This is a genomic window from Corynebacterium hylobatis, assembly GCF_003955685.1.
GTDB lineage: Bacteria > Actinomycetota > Actinomycetes > Mycobacteriales > Mycobacteriaceae > Corynebacterium > Corynebacterium hylobatis.
On record NZ_RXHJ01000023.1, the window covers coordinates 1 to 18,668 of the forward strand.

General features: G+C 67.2%; 16 protein-coding genes. 6 read left to right on the forward strand and 10 right to left on the reverse strand.

Annotated features, from left to right (window positions below; translation table 11 throughout):
* Nucleotides 1-113: 113 nt before the first annotated feature.
* From EAH68_RS13555 to EAH68_RS13565, 3 genes are all read right to left on the reverse strand, one after another.
* Nucleotides 114-1,235 carry an RNA-guided endonuclease InsQ/TnpB family protein gene (locus tag EAH68_RS13555; protein ID WP_500778829.1) on the reverse strand — a complete coding sequence of 374 codons (1,122 nt, stop codon included), beginning with the start codon at nucleotides 1,233-1,235 and terminating at the stop codon, nucleotides 114-116.
* 10 nt (nucleotides 1,236-1,245) lie between these two features.
* A protein-coding gene (locus EAH68_RS13560; RefSeq protein WP_126121880.1) for an IS3 family transposase occupies nucleotides 1,246-2,495 on the reverse strand; the annotation gives its coding sequence in 2 pieces (ribosomal slippage) (nucleotides 1,246-2,168 and nucleotides 2,168-2,495; 1,251 coding nt in all).
* A 303-nt stretch (nucleotides 2,496-2,798) separates the two neighbouring features.
* Complete coding sequence (locus tag EAH68_RS13565) at nucleotides 2,799-4,142, reverse strand: MFS transporter (protein WP_126121881.1); 1,344 nt, start codon at nucleotides 4,140-4,142, stop codon at nucleotides 2,799-2,801.
* Nucleotides 4,143-4,494: 352 nt separating this feature from the next.
* Here EAH68_RS13565 and pcaH point away from each other — a divergent pair, with 352 nt between their 5' ends.
* The 6 genes from pcaH to EAH68_RS13595 are packed head-to-tail and all read left to right on the forward strand — an operon-like array spanning nucleotide 4,495 to nucleotide 9,893.
* Entirely contained in the window at nucleotides 4,495-5,184 is a 690-nt protein-coding gene (gene pcaH / locus EAH68_RS13570) for a protocatechuate 3,4-dioxygenase subunit beta (RefSeq protein ID WP_126121882.1), read from the forward strand.
* 33 nt (nucleotides 5,185-5,217) lie between these two features.
* A complete protein-coding gene (pcaG, locus tag EAH68_RS13575) occupies nucleotides 5,218-5,817 on the forward strand; it encodes a protocatechuate 3,4-dioxygenase subunit alpha (protein WP_126121883.1) in 600 nt (199 codons plus the stop codon).
* Between the two features lies 1 nt (nucleotide 5,818).
* Complete coding sequence (gene pcaB, locus EAH68_RS13580; RefSeq protein WP_126121907.1) at nucleotides 5,819-6,937, forward strand: 3-carboxy-cis,cis-muconate cycloisomerase; 1,119 nt, start codon at nucleotides 5,819-5,821, stop codon at nucleotides 6,935-6,937.
* Entirely contained in the window at nucleotides 6,934-7,335 is a 402-nt protein-coding gene (gene pcaC, locus EAH68_RS13585; RefSeq protein WP_126121884.1) for a 4-carboxymuconolactone decarboxylase, read from the forward strand. The genes pcaB and pcaC overlap by 4 nt, the downstream gene beginning before the upstream one ends.
* Before the next feature lie 23 nt (nucleotides 7,336-7,358).
* Nucleotides 7,359-8,552: a 4-hydroxybenzoate 3-monooxygenase gene (locus EAH68_RS13590; protein WP_126121885.1), complete on the forward strand. Its 1,194-nt coding sequence runs from the start codon at nucleotides 7,359-7,361 to the stop codon at nucleotides 8,550-8,552.
* Nucleotides 8,553-9,893: an MFS transporter gene (locus tag EAH68_RS13595; RefSeq protein ID WP_164546507.1), complete on the forward strand. Its 1,341-nt coding sequence runs from the start codon at nucleotides 8,553-8,555 to the stop codon at nucleotides 9,891-9,893.
* 183 nt (nucleotides 9,894-10,076) lie between these two features.
* Here EAH68_RS13595 and EAH68_RS13600 read toward each other — a convergent pair whose 3' ends face one another.
* The 7 genes from EAH68_RS13600 to EAH68_RS13630 are packed head-to-tail and all read right to left on the reverse strand — an operon-like array spanning nucleotide 10,077 to nucleotide 18,658.
* A complete protein-coding gene (locus tag EAH68_RS13600) occupies nucleotides 10,077-12,113 on the reverse strand; it encodes a helix-turn-helix transcriptional regulator (RefSeq protein WP_126121886.1) in 2,037 nt (678 codons plus the stop codon).
* Between the two features lie 39 nt (nucleotides 12,114-12,152).
* Entirely contained in the window at nucleotides 12,153-13,646 is a 1,494-nt protein-coding gene (locus tag EAH68_RS13605) for an aldehyde dehydrogenase family protein (RefSeq protein WP_126121909.1), read from the reverse strand.
* 11 nt (nucleotides 13,647-13,657) lie between these two features.
* Nucleotides 13,658-14,392 (reverse strand): HD domain-containing protein, encoded by a 735-nt coding sequence (locus EAH68_RS13610; protein ID WP_126121887.1) that lies wholly within the window; start codon nucleotides 14,390-14,392, stop codon nucleotides 13,658-13,660.
* Nucleotides 14,389-15,657 (reverse strand): NAD(P)/FAD-dependent oxidoreductase, encoded by a 1,269-nt coding sequence (locus EAH68_RS13615; RefSeq protein ID WP_126121888.1) that lies wholly within the window; start codon nucleotides 15,655-15,657, stop codon nucleotides 14,389-14,391. Before EAH68_RS13615 ends, EAH68_RS13610 begins: the two co-directional genes overlap by 4 nt.
* 10 nt (nucleotides 15,658-15,667) lie before the next feature.
* The gene (locus tag EAH68_RS13620; RefSeq protein WP_126121889.1) at nucleotides 15,668-15,991 is read right to left on the reverse strand and encodes a 2Fe-2S iron-sulfur cluster-binding protein; all 324 of its coding nucleotides are present in this window, start codon (nucleotides 15,989-15,991) and stop codon (nucleotides 15,668-15,670) included.
* Nucleotides 15,992-16,020: 29 nt separating this feature from the next.
* Nucleotides 16,021-16,764: an SDR family NAD(P)-dependent oxidoreductase gene (locus EAH68_RS13625; RefSeq protein ID WP_126121890.1), complete on the reverse strand. Its 744-nt coding sequence runs from the start codon at nucleotides 16,762-16,764 to the stop codon at nucleotides 16,021-16,023.
* Nucleotides 16,757-18,658: a PEP-utilizing enzyme gene (locus tag EAH68_RS13630; protein ID WP_126121891.1), complete on the reverse strand. Its 1,902-nt coding sequence runs from the start codon at nucleotides 18,656-18,658 to the stop codon at nucleotides 16,757-16,759. Before EAH68_RS13630 ends, EAH68_RS13625 begins: the two co-directional genes overlap by 8 nt.
* Nucleotides 18,659-18,668: the final 10 nt, after the last annotated feature.

Consider the following 18,668-nt stretch of genomic DNA (forward strand, 5'->3'; position numbering starts at 1 on the left):
CAGAACCTGTGAGACTCACTGTCAAAGAAGACATGAGTCAACACATAAAGCCGGGGGATTCCTGGGCCTCACGGCCGAGGTTTTCCTGTTTCATTGATGGTTGCCTTCCTGCACTAGGTGCGGGACGGTCTCACACCATCTCCGCAGGCTGAAACCGCCAGTCCGGCGGCCAAAATATTCTTCGCGGCGTTGATGTCCCGGTCGTGGATTTCCCCACAGCCGGGGCAGGTCCACTCGCGGATGTTGAGCGGCATCAAATCCTGCAGCATCCCACACGCTGAGCACGTCGTGGACGAGGGGTAGAACCTGTCGATAGCGATAATCTCCCGGCCATACCAGTCGGCCTTGTACTCCAGCATCGTTCGAAACTGTGCCCACGACGCATCCGAAACGGCACGCGCCAGCGAGTGGTTCTTGACCATGTTCCGCACGCTCAGGTCCTCGATGGCGATCACTTGGTTTTCGCGCACCAATCGAGTGCTGAGCTTGTGAAGATGGTCCCGTCGCCGGTCTGTGATCCGGGCGTGGATACGGGCGACTTTGCGGCGGGCTTTGTCCCGGTTCTTGGACCCCTTCTGCCTTTTCGAGAGTTGGCGTTGTGCTCTGGCCAGCTTCTCCCGGTCCTTTTTCTCGTGCCGAGGATTGGTGATCTTCTCCCCGGTAGACAGGGTGTAGAGGGCGGTGATGCCCGCGTCGATGCCGACGGTGGTGTCCGCAGGCGTGTGTGGAGTGATCGTGTCCTCGACCAAAATGGATATGTGGTATCGACCCGCTGAGTCTCGGGACACGGTGACCTGTGACGGGTCCGCCCCCTCCGGTAGTGGTCGGGACCACCGAATATCCAGCGGTTCTGTTTGTTTCGCCAGCTTGATCTGTCCGTTGCGGTAGGTGAAGCAGTTGCGGAAGTATGTCGCGGAGTCCCGGGTTTTCCCCTTCTTCTTGAACTTCGGGTAGTCGGTTTGCTTGCTCCAGAACCGGCTGTAGGCGTCCTGGAGGTGCCGCAGGGCTGCTTGCAGTGGCCCCTTGGAAGGTTCCGCCAGCCATACGGTGTCCGGGTCGCGTTTCCACTGGGTAAGCATTCGGTCGGTTTCTGCATGAGTGACGCGGCGTTGTTCCTGAGTCCAGGCGCGTGACCGTTCGGCCAGTGCCCGGTTGTAGACATACCTGACGCACCCGAATGTGCGGGCCAGCTGTTCGGCCTGCTCGGGGGGGCCCGAACCCCGGAAAGTGGACACGGGGATTTCATCAAGATGCGATGGTCAGTGTAGCTAATCCGGCGGCTTCGAAGGCATTCGGCGAGCGGTAGCCGCACCACGAGTGCAAGCGCTTGGTGTTGTACCGGGTGCACCACCGAAACACGTCCCGGCGGCACACCAGCTGACTTGGGAAAACAGACTCATCCTGAAGGACTTCCCGCTTCAGTGACGCGTTGAACGACTCCGCCAACGAGTTATCCGCACTCGTCCCGATCGCTCCCATCGACTGGGCGACGCCGAACTGCTCACACAACCTCCGGTACTGCTCAGAGGTATAAACACTGCCGTGATCCGAGTGGAAAATCGCCCCATTCAGGTCTCCTCGCACCTTCCGGACCATCGTAAGAGCTTCTTCGACCAGTTCGGTGCGCATGTGGTCGGCGATCGCGAAACCGGTCAACTGCCGCGAATAGCAATCAATAACGGTGGCCAGGTACATATTCGACCCGTCCGCGATCGGCAGGTACGTGATATCGCCGACATAGACCGTGTTCGGCTTTTCCGCGGTGAAGCGGCGTCTGAGCAGGTCCGGGAATCTCGGCGCACGTTTCGCAGCCACGGTGGTTTTCACGCGGCGTCTTTTCGTGTAGCCGAAAAGGCCCATCTGACGCATCAACCTGGCGGTGCGCTTGTGATTGAGACGGTCATCATTGACCGGGTCGTTGGCTGGATTGGAGTTGATGACCGCAGTCACTCGTTTCGCCCCGTAGCAGCCATTTTCTTTGGTGAACACGGTCTTGATCCGAGCGCCCAGCACCGCGTCGGCGACGAGGCGTCGCCGGCGAGCATCAGCGGCAGACTTCCAGGCGTAGTACGAGGACCGGTTGATCTTCAGAACCTCACATAACCGCTTGACCTCATAGAAGTCTCGGTGGTCGTCAACAAATCGGAAGCGGTTCACCAATTCGTCTCTTCCGCGAAATATTTAGCCGCCTTGCGCAGGATCTCTCGTTCCTCCCGGAGCTTGGCGTTTTCGCGTTCCAACACGCGGATGCGCTCGGTATCGGAGAGTCCTTCAGCCGGAGTGTGTGCGCTGTTGGCGGCGGCGATGGGGCTGGCGACTTTCTCGCCGTTGGCGTTGGTCTTGGTGCCGGTGCCGAAGGCATCGAGCCAGGTGCGCAGAGAGTTGCGGTTGATCCCGAGATCGGAGGCGATCGCGTTGACCGTGGCTCCGGGAGTCGACTCGTACAACACCACTGCGTCACGCTTGAACTGCTCGGTGTAGGTCTTGCGTGGCATGGTGGAAAGGTACCTCACTTCCCCAGCGAGATGCTGGTTTCAGTGTGTCCACCATCAGGGGGTCAGGCCCGGGGTCGGGTAGAAGCGGTACTTGTACGCCCGCTTTACTGCCTTGTCTCTCATAATTGACGGTATAGCACGTTTGCCTGTCACTTGATGCGCTATCCCCATAGCTAAAGCAAGGGGCTTGCGCACTACCACCCTTGGTCACGGAAAAGCCGCAGGCGCATCCGTGATGCGCCTGCGGCCATCGATAGAGGTTAGGGGACCGGTTGTGCCGATGCCCGTTGACACGCCCCGTCCTCAGGAACGGACAGATGCGCGGTCCGCGTCCGCGTTCTCTGCGGGGGTGGTGGCGGCGACGGGGGTGGTGTGCTCGCGCACGCCGATCATGGCGATGGCGGTGACAGCCACCAGGGCGCCGGCCGTGACGTAGAGGGCGGTGGGGGACCAGCCGGCGTCCAGCAGGTAGCCGACAGCGATGGGGGCCATCACGGCGCCGACGCGGGAGATGCCGATGGCGGAGCCGACGCCGCTGGTGCGCAGGGCGGAAGGGTAGGCCTGCGGGGTGACGGTGTACATGCCGGTCACGCAGGCGTTGAGGAGCATGCCCACGCCGACGCCGAGGGCGAACATGAGGCCGGGCCAGTTCGCTGCGGAGATGAAGCCCACGAGCACCACGGCCGAGAGGAGGGAGAAGATGACGAGCAGGCGGCGGGCGTCGATACGCGTGGTCAGCGCACCGTAGATCAGGGAGCCGATGGTGCCGCCGAAGGAGAGCATGATGCCGCCGATGATGCCCTGCTGGGCGGACAGTCCGTATTCGGTGAGCAGCTTCGGGGTCCACTGGTTAGCGAAGTTGAAGCCGGCGGTGATCAGCGAGAACGCGATCCACAGCTTGATGGTGGTGGCCAGGAAGGGGCCGCGGAAGAGCTCCCGGAGTCCGGCGGAGTGCTTCTCGACGGCCGCTGGGGTCACCGTGAACTCGTCCGTCTTGCCGATGCGCGCGGCGATGGCGCGGACCTTGTCCTCCTGGCCGCGGTTGCGCAGGTGGTCGACGGATTCGGGGAGAGCGAAGAAAGTGATCACCAGGGCGAAGCCGGTGAGTGCGGCGCCGATGAAGAAGATGGAGCGCCAGCCGTGGGTGGGGATGAGCTGGGCGGCGAGCACGCCGCACAAGGAGGCGCCGAGGCCGTAACCGGCGGAGTAGATGGAGATGGTCAGACCGCGGAAACGCAGGTTGGAGAACTCCGAGACCACCACCGTCACGCATGCGAGGATGCCGCCCACGCCGATGCCGGTGACCACGCGCCACAGCAGGAGCTCGCCGTAGGTGTCGGAGAGCGCCGACATGCTCAGACCGACCAGGTCGATGGCCAGCGCGGCGAGGATGAGGGTACGGCGTCCGTAGCGGTCGGCCAGCGGCGCCAGGAAGAGCGAACCGATGCCGATGCCGATGAGCGCGGAGGACAGCAGCCAGCCGAGCTGGGCGCCGCTGAGGCCGAATTCTTCGGAGACGGAGGAGGAGGTGAACGCCATGGCGACGAGGTCATAACCGTCGAGGGCGTTGAGGAAACAGGCCAGCCCGATGATGAACCACTGGTAGGCGGTCATGCGGGTGGTGTCGATGAGCTGTCGGATATCCACGAGGATGAGACGTCTTTCGGGATCTGCGGCTGCGCATCGGGTTCCGGGGCTCCGGTGGAAGGCAGTGGTGAACGGCTGGGAACGGTCGAAGATTACGACACTGCCGCGTTCCTTTCCGGGTATATATTCATCCGGCCCCCTTTTTCATTCAGGCATTACGATATCCAGGACGGGGCGACCCTGATGTGCACCCCTAACTAACCCCTGGGTCGAAAGGAATGGGAAAACCCGCTGGCCAGCGGGTTTTCACTGAGTGGCCGACCGTTCGCTGGGCGCACGCCTTGCTTCCGGGTGGCCCTACGCCCTATCGTGACCCCCATCACTACCGATGGACATGCAGGAAGGTATCACCATGACCGCACTCAATGCCACCACCGACGGCTTCTTCGCGCCTCTCCACTTCCCTGAGTACCGCACCACGATCAAGCGCAACCCCACCAACGAGCTGATCATGGTGCCGGAGCGTCTCGGCGAGCTCTCCGGCCCGGTCCTCGGCGACCGTGACCTGGGCGGCATCGACAACGACATGACCCAGGCCAACGGCGGCGAGGCCATCGGCCAGCGCATCTTCGTCCACGGCCGCGTCCTCGGCTGGGACGGTAAGCCCGTGCCCCACACCCTCGTCGAGGCCTGGCAGGCCAACTCGGCCGGCCGTTACCGCCACAAGAACGACTCCTGGCCGGCCCCGCTGGACCCGCACTTCAACGGCGTGGCCCGCACCATGACTGACGAGAACGGCAACTACAACTTCCTCACCGTCATGCCCGGCATGTACCCCTGGGGCAACCACCACAACGCCTGGCGCCCGGCCCACATCCACTTCTCCCTCTGGGGCCGCCAGTTCACCGAACGTCTGGTCACCCAGATGTACTTCCCGGGCGACCCGATGTTCTTCCAGGACCCGATCTACAACTCCGTGCCCGCCGGTGCCCGCGAACGCATGATCGCCGTCTTCGACTACGACGAGACCCGACCGAACTACGCCGTCGGCTACAAATTCGACATCGTCCTGCGCGGCAAGAACGCCACCCCCTTCGAGTAGACCCACCCCAGCGAACCCAGGAGCAGCAGAGAAATGATCGACACCCACAAGACCGGCGAATTCCGCTACGAGGTCTCCGGCATCCGCGACCAGGACGAGGCGGAGTTCGGCATCACCCCCTCCCAGACCGTCGGCCCCTACGTCCACATCGGCCTGACGCTGGAGGACTCGGAGAAGCTCGTCCCGGCAGGCACCGAGGGCGCCGTCGAGGTCACCTGCACCGTCATCGACGGCAACGGCGACCCCATCGCCGACGCCATGATCGAGGTCTGGCAGACCCGCCCCGACGGCACCTACAACACCACCACCGATGAGGGCTTCCGCGGCGTGGGCCGCGGCATGGTCGACGAGACCGGCACCGTCACCTTCACCACCCTCGTACCCGGCGGCACGGAGGATGAGGCCCCGCACTTCAAGCTGGGCGTGTTCGCCCGCGGCATGCTCGAGCGTCTCTACACCCGCCTCTACCTCCCCGAGAACTCCGAGGCCAACGCCGCCGACCCCGTCCTGGCGCTGGTCGACGAAGCCCGCCGCGACCTGCTCATCGCTGAGCAGGTCGAGGGCGGTTACCGCACCACGATCGTCATGCAGCACGAGGACCCGAACAAGGAGACCCCGTTCTTCCGTGTCTGAGCTGAGCCGATCCCTCTACAGTGACCACGCCAGCGGTGACACCGCCGCCGCAGGTCACCTCTCTGACCGCGCCTTCCTCGATGCCGTCCTCGAGTTCGAGCGCGCGCTTGCCGACGCCGCCGAAGACACCGGCCACATCAGCCCCGCCGCCGCAGCAGCAGCACGCGAGGCCATCGACGGCTACACCTACGATGTCGCCGACATCGCGGCGGCCTCGGCCGCCGGGGCCAACCCCGCCATCCCGCTGGCCGCCGCACTCAAGCAGCGCGCCACCGACACCTCCGGCATCCACACCGGGGCCACCAGCCAGGACGCCATCGACACCGCCCTGGCCCTGTGCGCCCGCCGCGCCGTGGGAGAGATCGACCGGGTGCTGAGCGAGGTGGAGAAGCTCCTCGAACAGCTCGCCCGCACCCACCGCGACACCCCGGTCATGGGCCGCACCCTGGGCCAGCAGGCCCTGCCCACCAGCTTCGGGCTCATCACCGCCGGCTGGTTCGAGGGGGTGCGCTCCTCTGCCGCACGGCTGCGGGAGACGGCCGCGGCGCTGCCCGTCCAGTACGCGGGAGCCACCGGAAACCTCGTGGCCACCCACCCCGACGGCATAGCCGTCCACGACCGGCTCGCGCAGCTGCTCGGCCTGGCCGACCGGCCCCTGGTCTGGCACACCAACCGCCAGCCCTTCGTCGACGTCGGCCTGGCCGCCGCCGTCGTCGCGGGGGCGGTACGCAAGATCGCGGGCGACATCATCGCCTATTCCGCCACCGAAATCGCGGAGGTCGCCGAAGGCAGCCCCGGCGGCAGCTCGTCCATGCCGCACAAGGCCAACCCGGCCGCCGCCGTCGCCTGCGACGGCTACGCCCGCCGCACCCCGGGACTGGCCGCCACGCTTCTGGACACCCTCGACTGCCGCTGGCAGCGCGGCACCGGCAGCTGGCACGCCGAATGGCAGACCCTGCGCGACCTGCTCGCCGCCACCGCCTCCGCAGTCAGCCGCATCCACACCAGCCTCGACGGGTTGCAGATCCGCACCGACACCATGGGGGAGCGGGTGGCCCACGACAACCTCGGCCACGCCCCCGAGATCACCGACATCATCCTGGAAGGGGACCGATCATGAGCGAGAACTACGAACAGGGCCGCACCGCCGCCCACGAGGTCGGCATGCGCAACCGCCGGGCGGTGCTCGGGGACGCGCACGTGGACGCCGCCATTGCGAAGCAGACACCGGTGACCGAGAAATTCCAGGACTTCATCACCCGCACCGCCTGGGGCGACATCTGGAACCGCGACGCACTCGACCACACCCAGCGCCGCCTGCTCACCATCGCCATCCTCACCGCCGTGGGCAACGACGGCGAACTGGACATGCACATCCGCGCCGCCCTGCGCGCCGGGGTCGACGCCGACCTCATCGGCGAGGTCCTGCTCCACACCGCCATCTACGCCGGTGTTCCCAACACCAACCACGGATTCAAGCTGCTGTCCGCGGCCGTCGCGGAACTCGAAGACAACTAGCTGACAACCTCAAGGACACTGACATGACACACACACCAGTCGCCATCATCGGTGCCGGCCCCGCCGGCCTGACCCTGGCCCACCTGCTCCAGCACAACTACGGCATCGAGTCCGTCGTCTTCGAGTCCCGCTCCCGCCAGGACGTCGAGGAGACCGTCCGCGCGGGTGTCCTCGAGCAGGGCACCATGCGCCTCATGCGCGAGACCGGCGTCGGTGAGCGCATGGACCGCGAGGCCGACATCGACGACGCCATTGAGCTGGCCATTGACGGCCAGCGCACCCGCATCGACCTCGCCGGCCTGACCGGCCACCACATGGCCGTCTACCCGCAGCACGAGTACCTCAAGGACTTCATCGCCCGCCGCCTGGCCGACAGCCAGCCCATCCTGTTCAACACCACCGTCGACGAGGTCACCGGCTACGACGGCGACAAGGTCACCATCACCTACACCGACGAGTCGGGCACGCAGCAGACCCTCACGGCCGACTACGTCATGGCCGGCGACGGCTCCAACTCGCCCAACCGCAAACTCATCACCGAGCAGCCCGGCGCCGTGCGCTCGCGCCACGAGTACCCCTTCGCCTGGTTCGGCATCCTGGTCAACGCGCCGAAGACCCAGAAGGAGCTGATCTACGCCAACTCCCCGGACGGCTTCGCGCTGATCTCCACCCGCACCGACACCGTCCAGCGCTACTACCTGCAGTGCAACCCCGACGACACCGTCGACATGTGGTCGGATGAGCGCATCTGGGACGAGCTGCACAAGCGCGTCAGCAGCGATGACCTGCGCGTCTCCGAGGGCGAGATCTTCGACAAGGCCGTCCTCCGCTTCCGTTCCGCCGTCACCGACCCGATGCAGCGCGGCCGCCTCTTCCTCGCCGGCGACGCCGCCCACACCGTGCCGCCCACCGGTGCGAAGGGCCTCAACCTGGCTGTCGCGGACGTCTCCGTCCTGGCCCCGGGCCTGGCACGCGCCATCAGGAAGAACAACACGGACCTGCTCGACCAGTACTCCGCCCTGGCCGTGCCGCGCGTGTGGAAGGCCCAGCACTTCTCCTACTGGATGTCCTCCATGCTGCACTCCGTGCCCGAGCAGCCCTACTTCCAGACCCAGCGCAGCCGCGCCGAGCTGCGTTCCGTCCTGGCCACCGAAGCCGGCCGGAAGTACCTGGCCGAGCAGTACGTCGGCCTCGATCTGCCGGAGTTCGAGATCTAGATGGGCTCATCCACCTCGACGGTGCCCCGGGTCAGCAACCGACCCGGGGCCACCCGTTCCACGTTCATGGTCACCCTCCTGTGCTGGGTGGCAGTGCTTCTCGACGGCTTCGACATGGTCGTCATCGGCGCTGTCCTGCCCTCAATGATCGAGGACCCCACCTGGCAGGTCACCGCCGGGGAAGGCACCCAGATCGTCACCGCCGGACTCATCGGCATGACCATCGGCGCCCTGACCATCGGCGCGCTGACCGACAAACTCGGCCGCCGCTGGGTCATGATCGCCTCCGTCTTCGCCTTCTCCGTCCTCACCCTGGGCATGGGCTTCGCCGATTCGGTGTTCATGCTCATGCTCCTGCGCTTCCTCGCCGGCGTCGGCCTGGGCGGTTGCCTCCCCACCGCGATCTCCATGGTCACCGAGTTCCGGGGCCGGGCCAAGGCCGGCTCATCCACCACTACCGTGATGACCGGATACCACGTCGGTGCGGTGCTCACCGCACTGCTGGCCATCCTCATGATCGACGACTTCGGCTGGCAGTCCCTGTTCATTGTCGGGGCCGTCCCCGGCATCGTCCTCGCCCCGCTCATGATCTGGCTGCTGCCGGAATCCCCGCAGTACCTGCTGGCCAAGGGGCGGGTCGAGGAAGCGGAGGCCATCGCCGCCGACTACGGGATGGAGCTCAACGACACCCTCGACCGGCAGGCCGCAGAGGAGGCGAAGGCCGATAAGCAGCGCAGCTCGCTGGCCTCCGTGCTCACCCCGAAGTACCGCCGCAACTCGCTGGCGGTGTGGGGCGCCTCCTTCATGGGACTGCTCCTGGTCTACGGTCTCAACACCTGGCTGCCGCAGATCATGCGCGCGGCCGACTATGACCTGGGCAATTCGCTGGGCTTCCTGCTGGTGCTCAACGTCGGTGCCGTCATCGGTCTGATCCTCGCGGGCAGGGTCTCCGATATCCGTTCCCCACGGCCGACCGGCATCGTGTGGTTCGTGGCCTCCGCGCTCTTCCTGGCGCTCATGGCCATCAAGCTGCCGTTGCTGGGTCTGTACGCGGTGGTGTTCATCACCGGTGTGTTCGTCTTCTCCGCGCAGAACCTCGTCTACGCCTTCGTCGGCGAGAACCACCCCTCGAACATGCGGGCCACGGCGATGGGTTTTTCCGCCGGCATCGGCCGCCTGGGGGCGATCTCCGGCCCGCTCCTCGGCGGTCTGCTCATCAGCCTGGGCCTGGCGCACCCGTGGGGCTTCTTCGCCTACGCGATCGTCGGCCTGTTCGGCGCGGTGCTGCTCTCCTTCACCCGCCCGGTATACCAGCGGACGGTGATCCGCTCCCAGAGCTGAGTGAAACCGTGGACCCCGGATGCTCTCGCGTCCGGGTTTTCACGTTTCCGGGGTGCGCAACGGATGGCAGGGCCGGAACTGTCGAACAGCGACGATGCCCGGGAAACCGGCCTGGGACTGCGAGGTATTGCGCACCCGGCCACAGGCCCGGCGGTGCCGGCCTGAAAACCTCACCCGCCGGTATCAACCCCGCCCCAGCACCTCGCGCAGGCCCTGCCGGGATCGCACGCCGAGTTTCCGGTATACGCGCGTCAGGTGGTACTCCACGGTCTTGGTGGACAGGCTCAGTTCGCGGGCGACCTCGGCGTTGGTGGCCCCCTCGGTCACCCGTACGGCGATCTGCTCCTCCTGGGGTGTCAGGCCGTGCGGGTTGAGGTGCTGCGGGGTGCCCACACCACCGATGCGACGTTCGGCAGCGCAGAGCTCGACCATGACGGGGGCTTCCATCTGGGCGTAGATCTCCGCCGCGTGGGAGAGGACTTCGTCGGCGCGTTGCCGGCGACCCTGGCGGCGCAGCACCTTGCCGTATTCGAAGAGGATGCGGGACTGGTAGGCGGGCATGGGGGTGTCGTTGATGGCCTCCACGGCTGATTCGAAGGTCCGCAGCCCGGCAGCGACGTCCCCGCGCTGGATCTGGATCGTCGCCCGCGGCACCGCATTCTTCGCGATGACTGAGACCAGCCCCGAGGAACCCTGCCGTTCCTCCGCACCGGTGATCACCTCGTCGGCACGGTCGATGCGCCCGGCCCGGATAAGGGTCTGGGCGTAGACGTCCTCCCAGGGCCAGAAACCCGGGTGCTGGGTGTCGGCGGAGGCCACGGTGCGTGCCAGCTGTTCGCCGGCGCGCAGGGCGGTGGGCAGGTCGGCGCTGTTGGCGGCGACAATCATCCGGCCCATGGCGGCGGGCAGGGACTGCAGGAGAAAAGCGTCCTCACCCAGCGTCAGGCGCTGGAGATAGTTGCGGGAGAGCAGCTGGTCGCCCTGCATCGCGGCGATCTGCACACCGGTCCACAGCAGCATCGGCTCGAGCAGATGCATGCCGTGTGCCTCGGCTGCGGCCAGGCCGCGTTCCACGACCCGGGCAGCGGTGGACCATTCCCCCAGCACGTAGAGGGTGCGTGACAACCAGGCATCCTGCCACAGGCCGATGGCCGGGGACTGGTCACCGTAATGCTGGAGCTTCTCCCGGGCGGTGAGGGGATCGTCGAAGGTCAGTGACAGCCAGCCGTGGACCATGTCCAGGCGCTGCCGGTTGAGGGCGGAGTCCACCCCGAAGTCGACATCGGGCATGCGGCCGGATTCGGCGGCGTCGGCCACCAGCCCCAGGATCCGGGCCTCGGTGGTGGCGGGGGAGGAGGGGGCGCTCGCCAACAGGCCAGCGACCTTGCGCTGCACGTCGGGCAGCTCCCAGTCGACGAGGGAGAGCAGTACCCCGCGTGCCCGGTGCTGCGGATCGGGGCCGGGAGCGGTGAGGAACTGGTGTGCACGGCGACGCAACCCCCGGTTCAGCGCCAGGTAGCCGCGCAGGCTGTCCTGCTCGGCCGGATCCACCAGGCGGCGGCACTCGTTGAGGTACAACTCCGCGGTGGGCAACTCGAAATCGGCCGTCAGCTCGAGCGCGCGGTCGAGGTTCTCGCGTTCGGAACGTTCCTCCGCACCCCGCCGGGCCAGTTCACCCTCTGGGAGGGCGGCCACGATGTCGGCGATCGGCCCCGGCCAGCCGCCGGTCTGCGCGTGGATCCGCTCCACCGTGGCCACGGGGATGCGGCGGCCGGTGAGCGACTCCAGGTAACCGGCGGCCTCCGCCAGCGACAGCGGCGGCAGGACGAGCACGTCCGTGGCCAGCTGGTTCAGTCTCTCGCCCTCGACGGTGGCGATGACTGAGACGGTCGAGTCGGCACCGCGGGCCGTGGCGATGAGCTCGCGCAGGGAGTGCTCGTCGGCGAAGTGGAGGTCGTCGACAAGCACGAGGACATCGGCGAGCGGGGTCGGCAGCCGTCCCCGCAGCGCGCCGGGGGTCTCCCGGTCCCAGGGGAACAGCGGCACCCGGATCTGCCCGTGCCCGGACAGACGGGCGGCCATGGCATCGAGTGCTTTCCGACGCCCCGAAGCCTCCTGCCCCGTGATCAGCAGCACCGAGCCGGAGTCCCCCGCGGACACCCGCAGGGCCGCCTGGTTGAGCAGCCGCCGCAGGACGTGCCGCAGATACTGGGAACTCATGATGTTCCTGAGGCTACCAGCGGCCCCGCCCCGCCCCGCTCAGCTCCGGCGGTGGATCGACTTGTAGGACAGGTAGGCGCTCAGCCCCTCGATGCCGTATTCCACTCCCAGCCCGGAGTCGTGCCGGCCGCCGAAGGGGGCGGCGTGGTTGGATCCGAAGAAGTTGATGCCCACGGAACCGGAGTCGACCCGACGAGCCACGGCGAGCGCGGCCGTCTCGTCCGCACCGAAGACCAACCCGCCGAGACCGAATTCGGTGTTGTTGGCCAGCGCGACCGCTTCACCGGCGGTGCCGTCGGCGTCGTCGTAGCGCAGGATCGTGAGCACGGGACCGAAGATCTCCTCCCGGGCCACGGTCATCTCCGGGGTGACGTCCGCCAGGACCGTCGGGGTGATGAACACCCCCTCCTCCAGGCCCTCCCCCAGTACAGCGGGGCCACCGCCGGTGACCACGCGGGCGCCCTCCGCGTGGGCGGTGTCGAGGTAGCCGGAGACTGAATCGAACTGCGCGGCGGTGGCCACCGGACCGAAGACCGTCACCGGGTCCAGGGGATCGCCCTGGGGCGCGGCTCTGATGGTGTCCGCGACCATCTCCACGACCTCCTCGTAGCGGGAGGCCGGCGCCAGGATGCGGGTGGAGATGTAGCAGGTCTGGCCGGTGTTGCGCATGCAGGAGCGGATGAGCACCTTCGAGACCTCCCCCAGGTCCGCATCGGGGAGGATGATCGCGGAGGACTTCCCGCCCAGCTCAAGGGTCACCGGGCGCAGCAGCTCGCCGCAGGCGGCGGCGATCTTCCGGCCGACCGGGGTGGAACCGGTGAAAGCGATCTTGTCGATGCCTGGGTGGCGGACGATGGCATCGCCGAACCGTCCCGGGCCGGTGAGCAGATTGACCACGCCGGCCGGCACCCCGGCGGCGGCGACGGCCTCGATGATGAAGCGGATGGACAGCGGGGTGGGGGAGGCGGGTTTGATGAGCACCGTGCAGCCCGCGAGCAAGGCCGGGGCTAACTTGATCACCACGAGGTTGATGGGGAAGTTCCACGGGGCGATGAGCCCGCAGACCCCGACCGGGTCCTTCTCCACGACCGTCTCCGCGCCACCGGCCGGGAAGGGCCGGAGGTCCTCGGCATCCAGCCACCCGGCCAGCCCGGCGAAGTAGCGGAAGATGCCGGCGGCGTTGGCGGCGGCCCCGCGGGTCTCGCTGACGGGGGAGCCGTTCTCCCGGGTGTTGGTGAGCGACAGTGCCTCGGCCCGGGCCTCGATCTCCTCGGCGATCCGCAGCAGGTACTCCGCCCGCTCGGCCGCACTGAGCGCGGACCAGGGGGTGATCGCCCGGCGCGCGGCGGCCACGGCGCGGTCCAGTTCCGCTGCCTCGGCGACGGGCACCGAACCCCAGGTCTCTCCGGTGGCGGGGTCGATGACGGGCGTGCGTTCGGCGCTGCCGGCCGGGCACCAGGTGCCGTCGATGAAGAAGTCGTCGACGTGGGTGTGGGGGAGGTCGAGGGTGGCGCGGCGGGCGCGGGCGTCGATAAGCGAGGTGGTCATCTGATCGTCTCCGTCCGCAGCAGACCCCGGGAGCGGTCGAGGTCGGCCCGCGCCATGCGGTGGGCGGCCCCGGTGATCAGCTCAGGCACGATCTCCGACTCGAGACGGTCGACGTAGAGGGCGGGGTCCATGCTGAACCACGTGGTGGACATGGCGATGCCCGCCCGGTCGAAACGCCACAACCGGTCCGCATCGCGCACCAGGGCGTCCTCGAGGGAGAAGGCGACGTGGCGGGTGTCGTGGCCGTCGATGATCTCACAGACCCGCGCGATGAAGGCCTCGTCGTAGCCCAGTCCGGGCAGGACCCGGCGGGCGACGTTGCAGCCCTCCGCCTCATGCTCGAAACGGATGGCCGCCTTACGCCAGTCACCGCGGAAACCCTCGGAGATGATGCGCGATTCATCGACGTGTGCCCACCCGGTGTCGTGCAGGACGGTGGCGACCAGGACGAGCTCCCGGTCGGCCTGCGGATAGGCGTCACACAGCCGGGCAGCGTAGGCGGTGGCGATGGGCAGGTGCAGGTCATTTGCCCGGGTGCGGGTCTCCGGCACGACCGCCTGCCACAGCTCCTCCAGGCCGGCGGAGGGGCTCAGGCAGATGGGGCGGGTGTCCACGTCCCGGTCGGTGGGCACCGGACGGACGGGGTACGCCTGCACAAAGCTCAACGCCCGGGGATCACCGGCGTGCTGCTCCGGCGTGGCCGGCGCCCAGGTGGGTGGGGAGGTGGTCATGATGCGGTCTCCAGATCTCTGACGATGGACTTGAGGGGGACAGACGGGTCGGCGGCCTCATCCGCCGGGATGTTCTGGCTCTTGCCCAGTGCGTTGCGCACGGCCATGAAATCCAGCGGGTGGTTGACGCAGTCGGCGGCCACGATCTGTCCCGCCCGGTAGTAGAGGACGCTGAACTTCCCGCGTTCCTCGTCCCGGCGGATGACGGTCTGGTCGTAGCCGAGGGACAGGCCGGCGATCTGCAGTTTCAGACCGCCCTGGTTCGACCAGAACCAGGGGATGCCGGCGTAGTTCTCCCGCTGGCCCATGAGTGAGTAGGCGGCGACCTTGGCGTGTTCGATGGCGTTGTTCACGCTCTCCAGCCGGATACGTTCCTCAGCCGGCGCGCCGGGCAGGGGATTGGGCTGGTTGGCCACGTCCCCCACGGCGACGGTGGTGCCGTCCGAGGCCAGCGCGTGACGGTCGACGACGATGCCGTTGTCCGTCTCCAGGCCCAGCTCCTCGGCCAGCTCCGTGTTCGGGATGACGCCGATGCCGACGAGCACCAGCTGGGCGGGGATCTGCGTGCCGTCATCGAGTACGACGCCGGCGACGCGGCCGTCCGCACCGGACACGAGCTTGTCGACGCCCGTGTCCAGGCGCACCTCCATCCCGCTCGCGCGGTGCGCCTGCAGGAAGAACCCGGAGGTCTCTTCGCCGACGGCCCGGCCGACCAGACGGGGGCCGCGTTCGATGACGGTGACCTTCTTGCCCAGCTGCTGCAGGGAACACGCCGCCTCCAGGCCGATGAACCCGCCGCCGATGACGACGGCCTCCGCCACCCCCTCGAGGGAGGCTTTGAGCTGGAGGGCGTCATCGGCATTGCGCAGGTAGACGGTGCCGGGCAGGTCCGCGCCGGGGATGTCCAGGCGGCGGGCGCGGGCGCCGACGGCAAGGGCGAGACGTCGGAAGGCGAACGGCGTGCCGTCGGTGGCGAAGGCGGTGCCGGAGCCGTCCGCGTTCTTCTCGATGTTCCCGATGCGCACCCCCTTGACCAGGCGGATGTCGTGCTCCTCCCAGTACTCGTTGGAGCGGAAGATGAGGCGTTCCTTGTCGTAGGTGCCCTGCAGGAACTCCTTCGACAGAGCCGGGCGCTGGTAGGGGCGGTGGTCCTCGTCGCTGAGCAGGGTGATGTGCTCATCGAAACCCAGCGCCCTCAGGGAGATCGCCAGCTGCACCCCCGCCTGGCTGGCGCCGATGATGAGTAGGCCGGTCGTGGTGGTCATGGTGGTCCTCCTAGACCTGGGTCTCGGGGGTGGTCACGCACAGGGACATGCCCTCGGCCACCGGGAGCTGGCAGGACAGTCGGGAGGTGTCCTCGCGGTCGACGGAGGTGCCGTAGAGCATCTCGTCCTCCATGTCGCTCATCTCGGGCAGTGCCGCCAGATCCTGGTCCTCGTCGACGAAGATGTGGCAGGTGGCGCAGGACAGGGAACCGCCGCATTCTGCGACGATGCCGGGCACACCGTTGCGCACGGCGGTCTCCATCACGGAGTCGCCGACGTTGGCCTCGATGAGGCGGGTGGTGCCTTCGGCGTCGGTGAACTGGACGGTGGTCATGATGTCTCCTTGGAAGAAAAGTGGTGGTGTCAGATGAACTGGCGGCCGCCGTCGACCACGAGGGTCTGGCCGGTGATGTAACCGGCGTCCGGGGAGGCGAGGAAGAGGGCTGCGCCGACGATGTCCTCCGGTTGGCTGGCCCGCCGGATGGATCCGCGTTCGACGCCGTAGGTGGCGGCGTCCTCCATGAGACCGAGGCTGGCCTCGGTGAGGGTGAAACCCGGGGCGACCGCGTTGACGGTGATCTCACGTACGCCAAGTTCCTTGGCCATGACCCGGGTCAGGGCGATGACCCCGCCCTTGGAGGCGACGTAGTGCGCCCACTGGGCCGAACCGGACATGACGGTGGCGGAGGAGAGGTTGACGACGCGCCCGCCGGCGGGCAGATACGGGCTCACGGCACGGGTGACCAGCCAGGGGCCCTTGAGGTTGACCCCCATGACCAGGTCCCATTCCGCCGGGTCGATCTCCTCGAGCGGGGAGCGGGTGACCGTGGCGTAGACGGCGGCGTTGTTGACCAGGACCTCGATGGTGCCGCCGCCGAAGTCCGCGGCCTGTGCCGCCATCGCCTCGGTGGAATCCGGGTCGGTGACGTCGACCTGTACCGCCAGGGCTTTTACTCCTTCCACGGTGAGCAGGTCCGCGGTTTCCCGGGCGCCGTCGAGGTTGATGTCGGCGACGACGATGTTGTCCCCGCCGCGCGCGAAGCCGAGGGCGAAGGCGCGGCCGAGTCCGCCGGCGGCACCCGTGACGATGACCGTGCGGCTAGACACGGGCCGGCTCCGGGGCGGGGGCGTGGTCGTGGGAGTGCGCGCCGGGGCCCTCGACTCTGGGGGCGGCACCCTCGCCGTCGAGGATGGTGACCTTGCCGGTGGTGCCGTCGACACGCAGGAGCTGGCCGTCGGTGATCGTGGTGGTGGCGTTGCCGGTGCCGGTGACCGCCGGGAGGGCGTATTCGCGGCAGACGATGGCGGCGTGGCTCATCATCCCGCCGATGTCGGTGACGGCGGCCTTGATCTTGCCGAAGACCGGCCCCCAGCTCGGCGCGGTGACCGGGGCGACGAGGATCTCGCCGTCCTGGATGTCGGAGAGCTGTTCGGAGTCCATGATCAGGCGGGCGCGTCCCTCGACGACACCGGCGGAGGCGGCCATGCCCTTGAGCACGCCCTCGCTGCCCTCCTCGGCGACACCCAGCCAGGAATCGACCTGCTCGGTGGTGATGCCCCAGAGCATGCGGGTGAACGGCTCGGTGATCGCCTCCGGCGGGGTGTTCAGCGCCGGGGCCGGGCGGGCAGTCTTCAGTGCCGTGACGATCTTCCTGCGCTCGGCGATGATCTCCGGCCAGTAAACCGGGCCGATCGGGCCGTCCGGTGCGCCGACGCCGTGGCCGGTGACCAGGTCGAAGAGCGCGTCGCGGACCTCGTTGCGGTTGAGGTAGAGCAGGTCGTTCTCCTCCTCCCAGAAGCCGTAGGAGTGCATCGTGCGGGAGAGCTCGCGGACCTTGCGCCAGAAGACACCCATGGTCCAGTGCTCGATGTAGAAGTTGTGGTTCTCCACATAGGGGTACGCGGTGGCCGACAGTGCGCGCTTGGCGTCGAAGACCGTCTGGGTCTCGCTGTCGAGCAGATCGCTGTACTCCTCCACGATGCGCTCCTTCTCCGCGATGAGTTCGGCGGTGGGGCGCTTGATGGTCTGGCCTTCGTCGATGCGGCGGATGTAGTCGGCGATGAAGCCCAGCGGGATCTCGAGGTGGTCGATCCAGTACTTGTCGTGGCCATAGAAGCCGTTGCCGGTGGTGAAGTTGAACCACGGGTCCTGTGCCTGCTCCCAGCGCGCGATCCAGGCGTCCCCGCCTTCGGCGGCGGCAATGGCGGTGAGAGTGCCCGCCGCGTCGTCCGGGTCGGTGAACCTGTCCTGCAGGCCCAGCTCGACGGCGAGTTGAGCCAGTTCCTTGAGTTCGTCGTCCGGGCGGAAGAGCTCCATGTCCACACCCTGCACCATCTGCGCGATGGACTGGTCCGGGATGTCCGGGAAAACCTCCTTGCAGAAGTTGAAGAAGTCCAGGTAGGCGATGTATCCGAGGTTGAGGAACTCGAAGTGGTACTGCCAGTTCCGGTATGCCAGGGCGATGAGGCGGTCGTAGTTCTCCAGCAGCACCTCGGAACCGTCCATGGCCTTACCGGATTCAATGTCGGCCATGGGCACCATGTCGGGCAGCCGCTCGAAGGTCAGGGACTCAAGTTCGTCGATGGTTCCGCGGACCTTCTTCTTCCACTCCTCCAGCATGGGCTCCCAATTCTGGAAGTAGTGCGTGATGCGGGCCTGGAACTCCGGCACCCGGGTGGCCATCTCGTCCGCCGGGACGCTGACCGGGGACATGTAGAGGTAGCCCAGGTGGACGCGGAACTCGATGCCGTTGGCATTGGGGATCATGAGGTGGCGGGCGTTGTACTGGCCCAGGCACTTGACCGCGAACTCGCCGCCGATGGTCTCGAAGGGTTTGAACACCGTCGGCCAGTGCTGGGAGTCGCAGAACCAGAACTTCTCGTTCTCCTTGTCCTTCAGCTTGTCCTGGAAGACGAGGTAGTAGGGGTAGATCTTCTCCCACCCTTCAGCGCCTGCGGGCACCGGCAGATCGGAGGGTTTGGGAAAGGACTTCTTGGTCATGGCGGATCCT

Excerpts from the sequence above, each read along its gene's own strand:
- EAH68_RS13615 (WP_126121888.1), bottom strand. The coding sequence starts at position 15,657 with ATGACCACCACGACCGGCCTACTCATCATCGGCGCCAGCCAGGCGGGG.
- EAH68_RS13595 (WP_164546507.1), top strand. The coding sequence starts at position 8,553 with ATGGGCTCATCCACCTCGACGGTGCCCCGGGTCAGCAACCGACCCGGG.
- EAH68_RS13630 (WP_126121891.1), bottom strand. The coding sequence starts at position 18,658 with ATGACCAAGAAGTCCTTTCCCAAACCCTCCGATCTGCCGGTGCCCGCA.
- EAH68_RS13610 (WP_126121887.1), bottom strand. The coding sequence starts at position 14,392 with ATGACCACCTCCCCACCCACCTGGGCGCCGGCCACGCCGGAGCAGCAC.
- EAH68_RS13590 (WP_126121885.1), top strand. The coding sequence starts at position 7,359 with ATGACACACACACCAGTCGCCATCATCGGTGCCGGCCCCGCCGGCCTG.
- pcaG (WP_126121883.1), top strand. The coding sequence starts at position 5,218 with ATGATCGACACCCACAAGACCGGCGAATTCCGCTACGAGGTCTCCGGC.
- pcaC (WP_126121884.1), top strand. The coding sequence starts at position 6,934 with ATGAGCGAGAACTACGAACAGGGCCGCACCGCCGCCCACGAGGTCGGC.
- pcaH (WP_126121882.1), top strand. The coding sequence starts at position 4,495 with ATGACCGCACTCAATGCCACCACCGACGGCTTCTTCGCGCCTCTCCAC.
- EAH68_RS13600 (WP_126121886.1), bottom strand. The coding sequence starts at position 12,113 with ATGAGTTCCCAGTATCTGCGGCACGTCCTGCGGCGGCTGCTCAACCAG.
- EAH68_RS13620 (WP_126121889.1), bottom strand. The coding sequence starts at position 15,991 with ATGACCACCGTCCAGTTCACCGACGCCGAAGGCACCACCCGCCTCATC.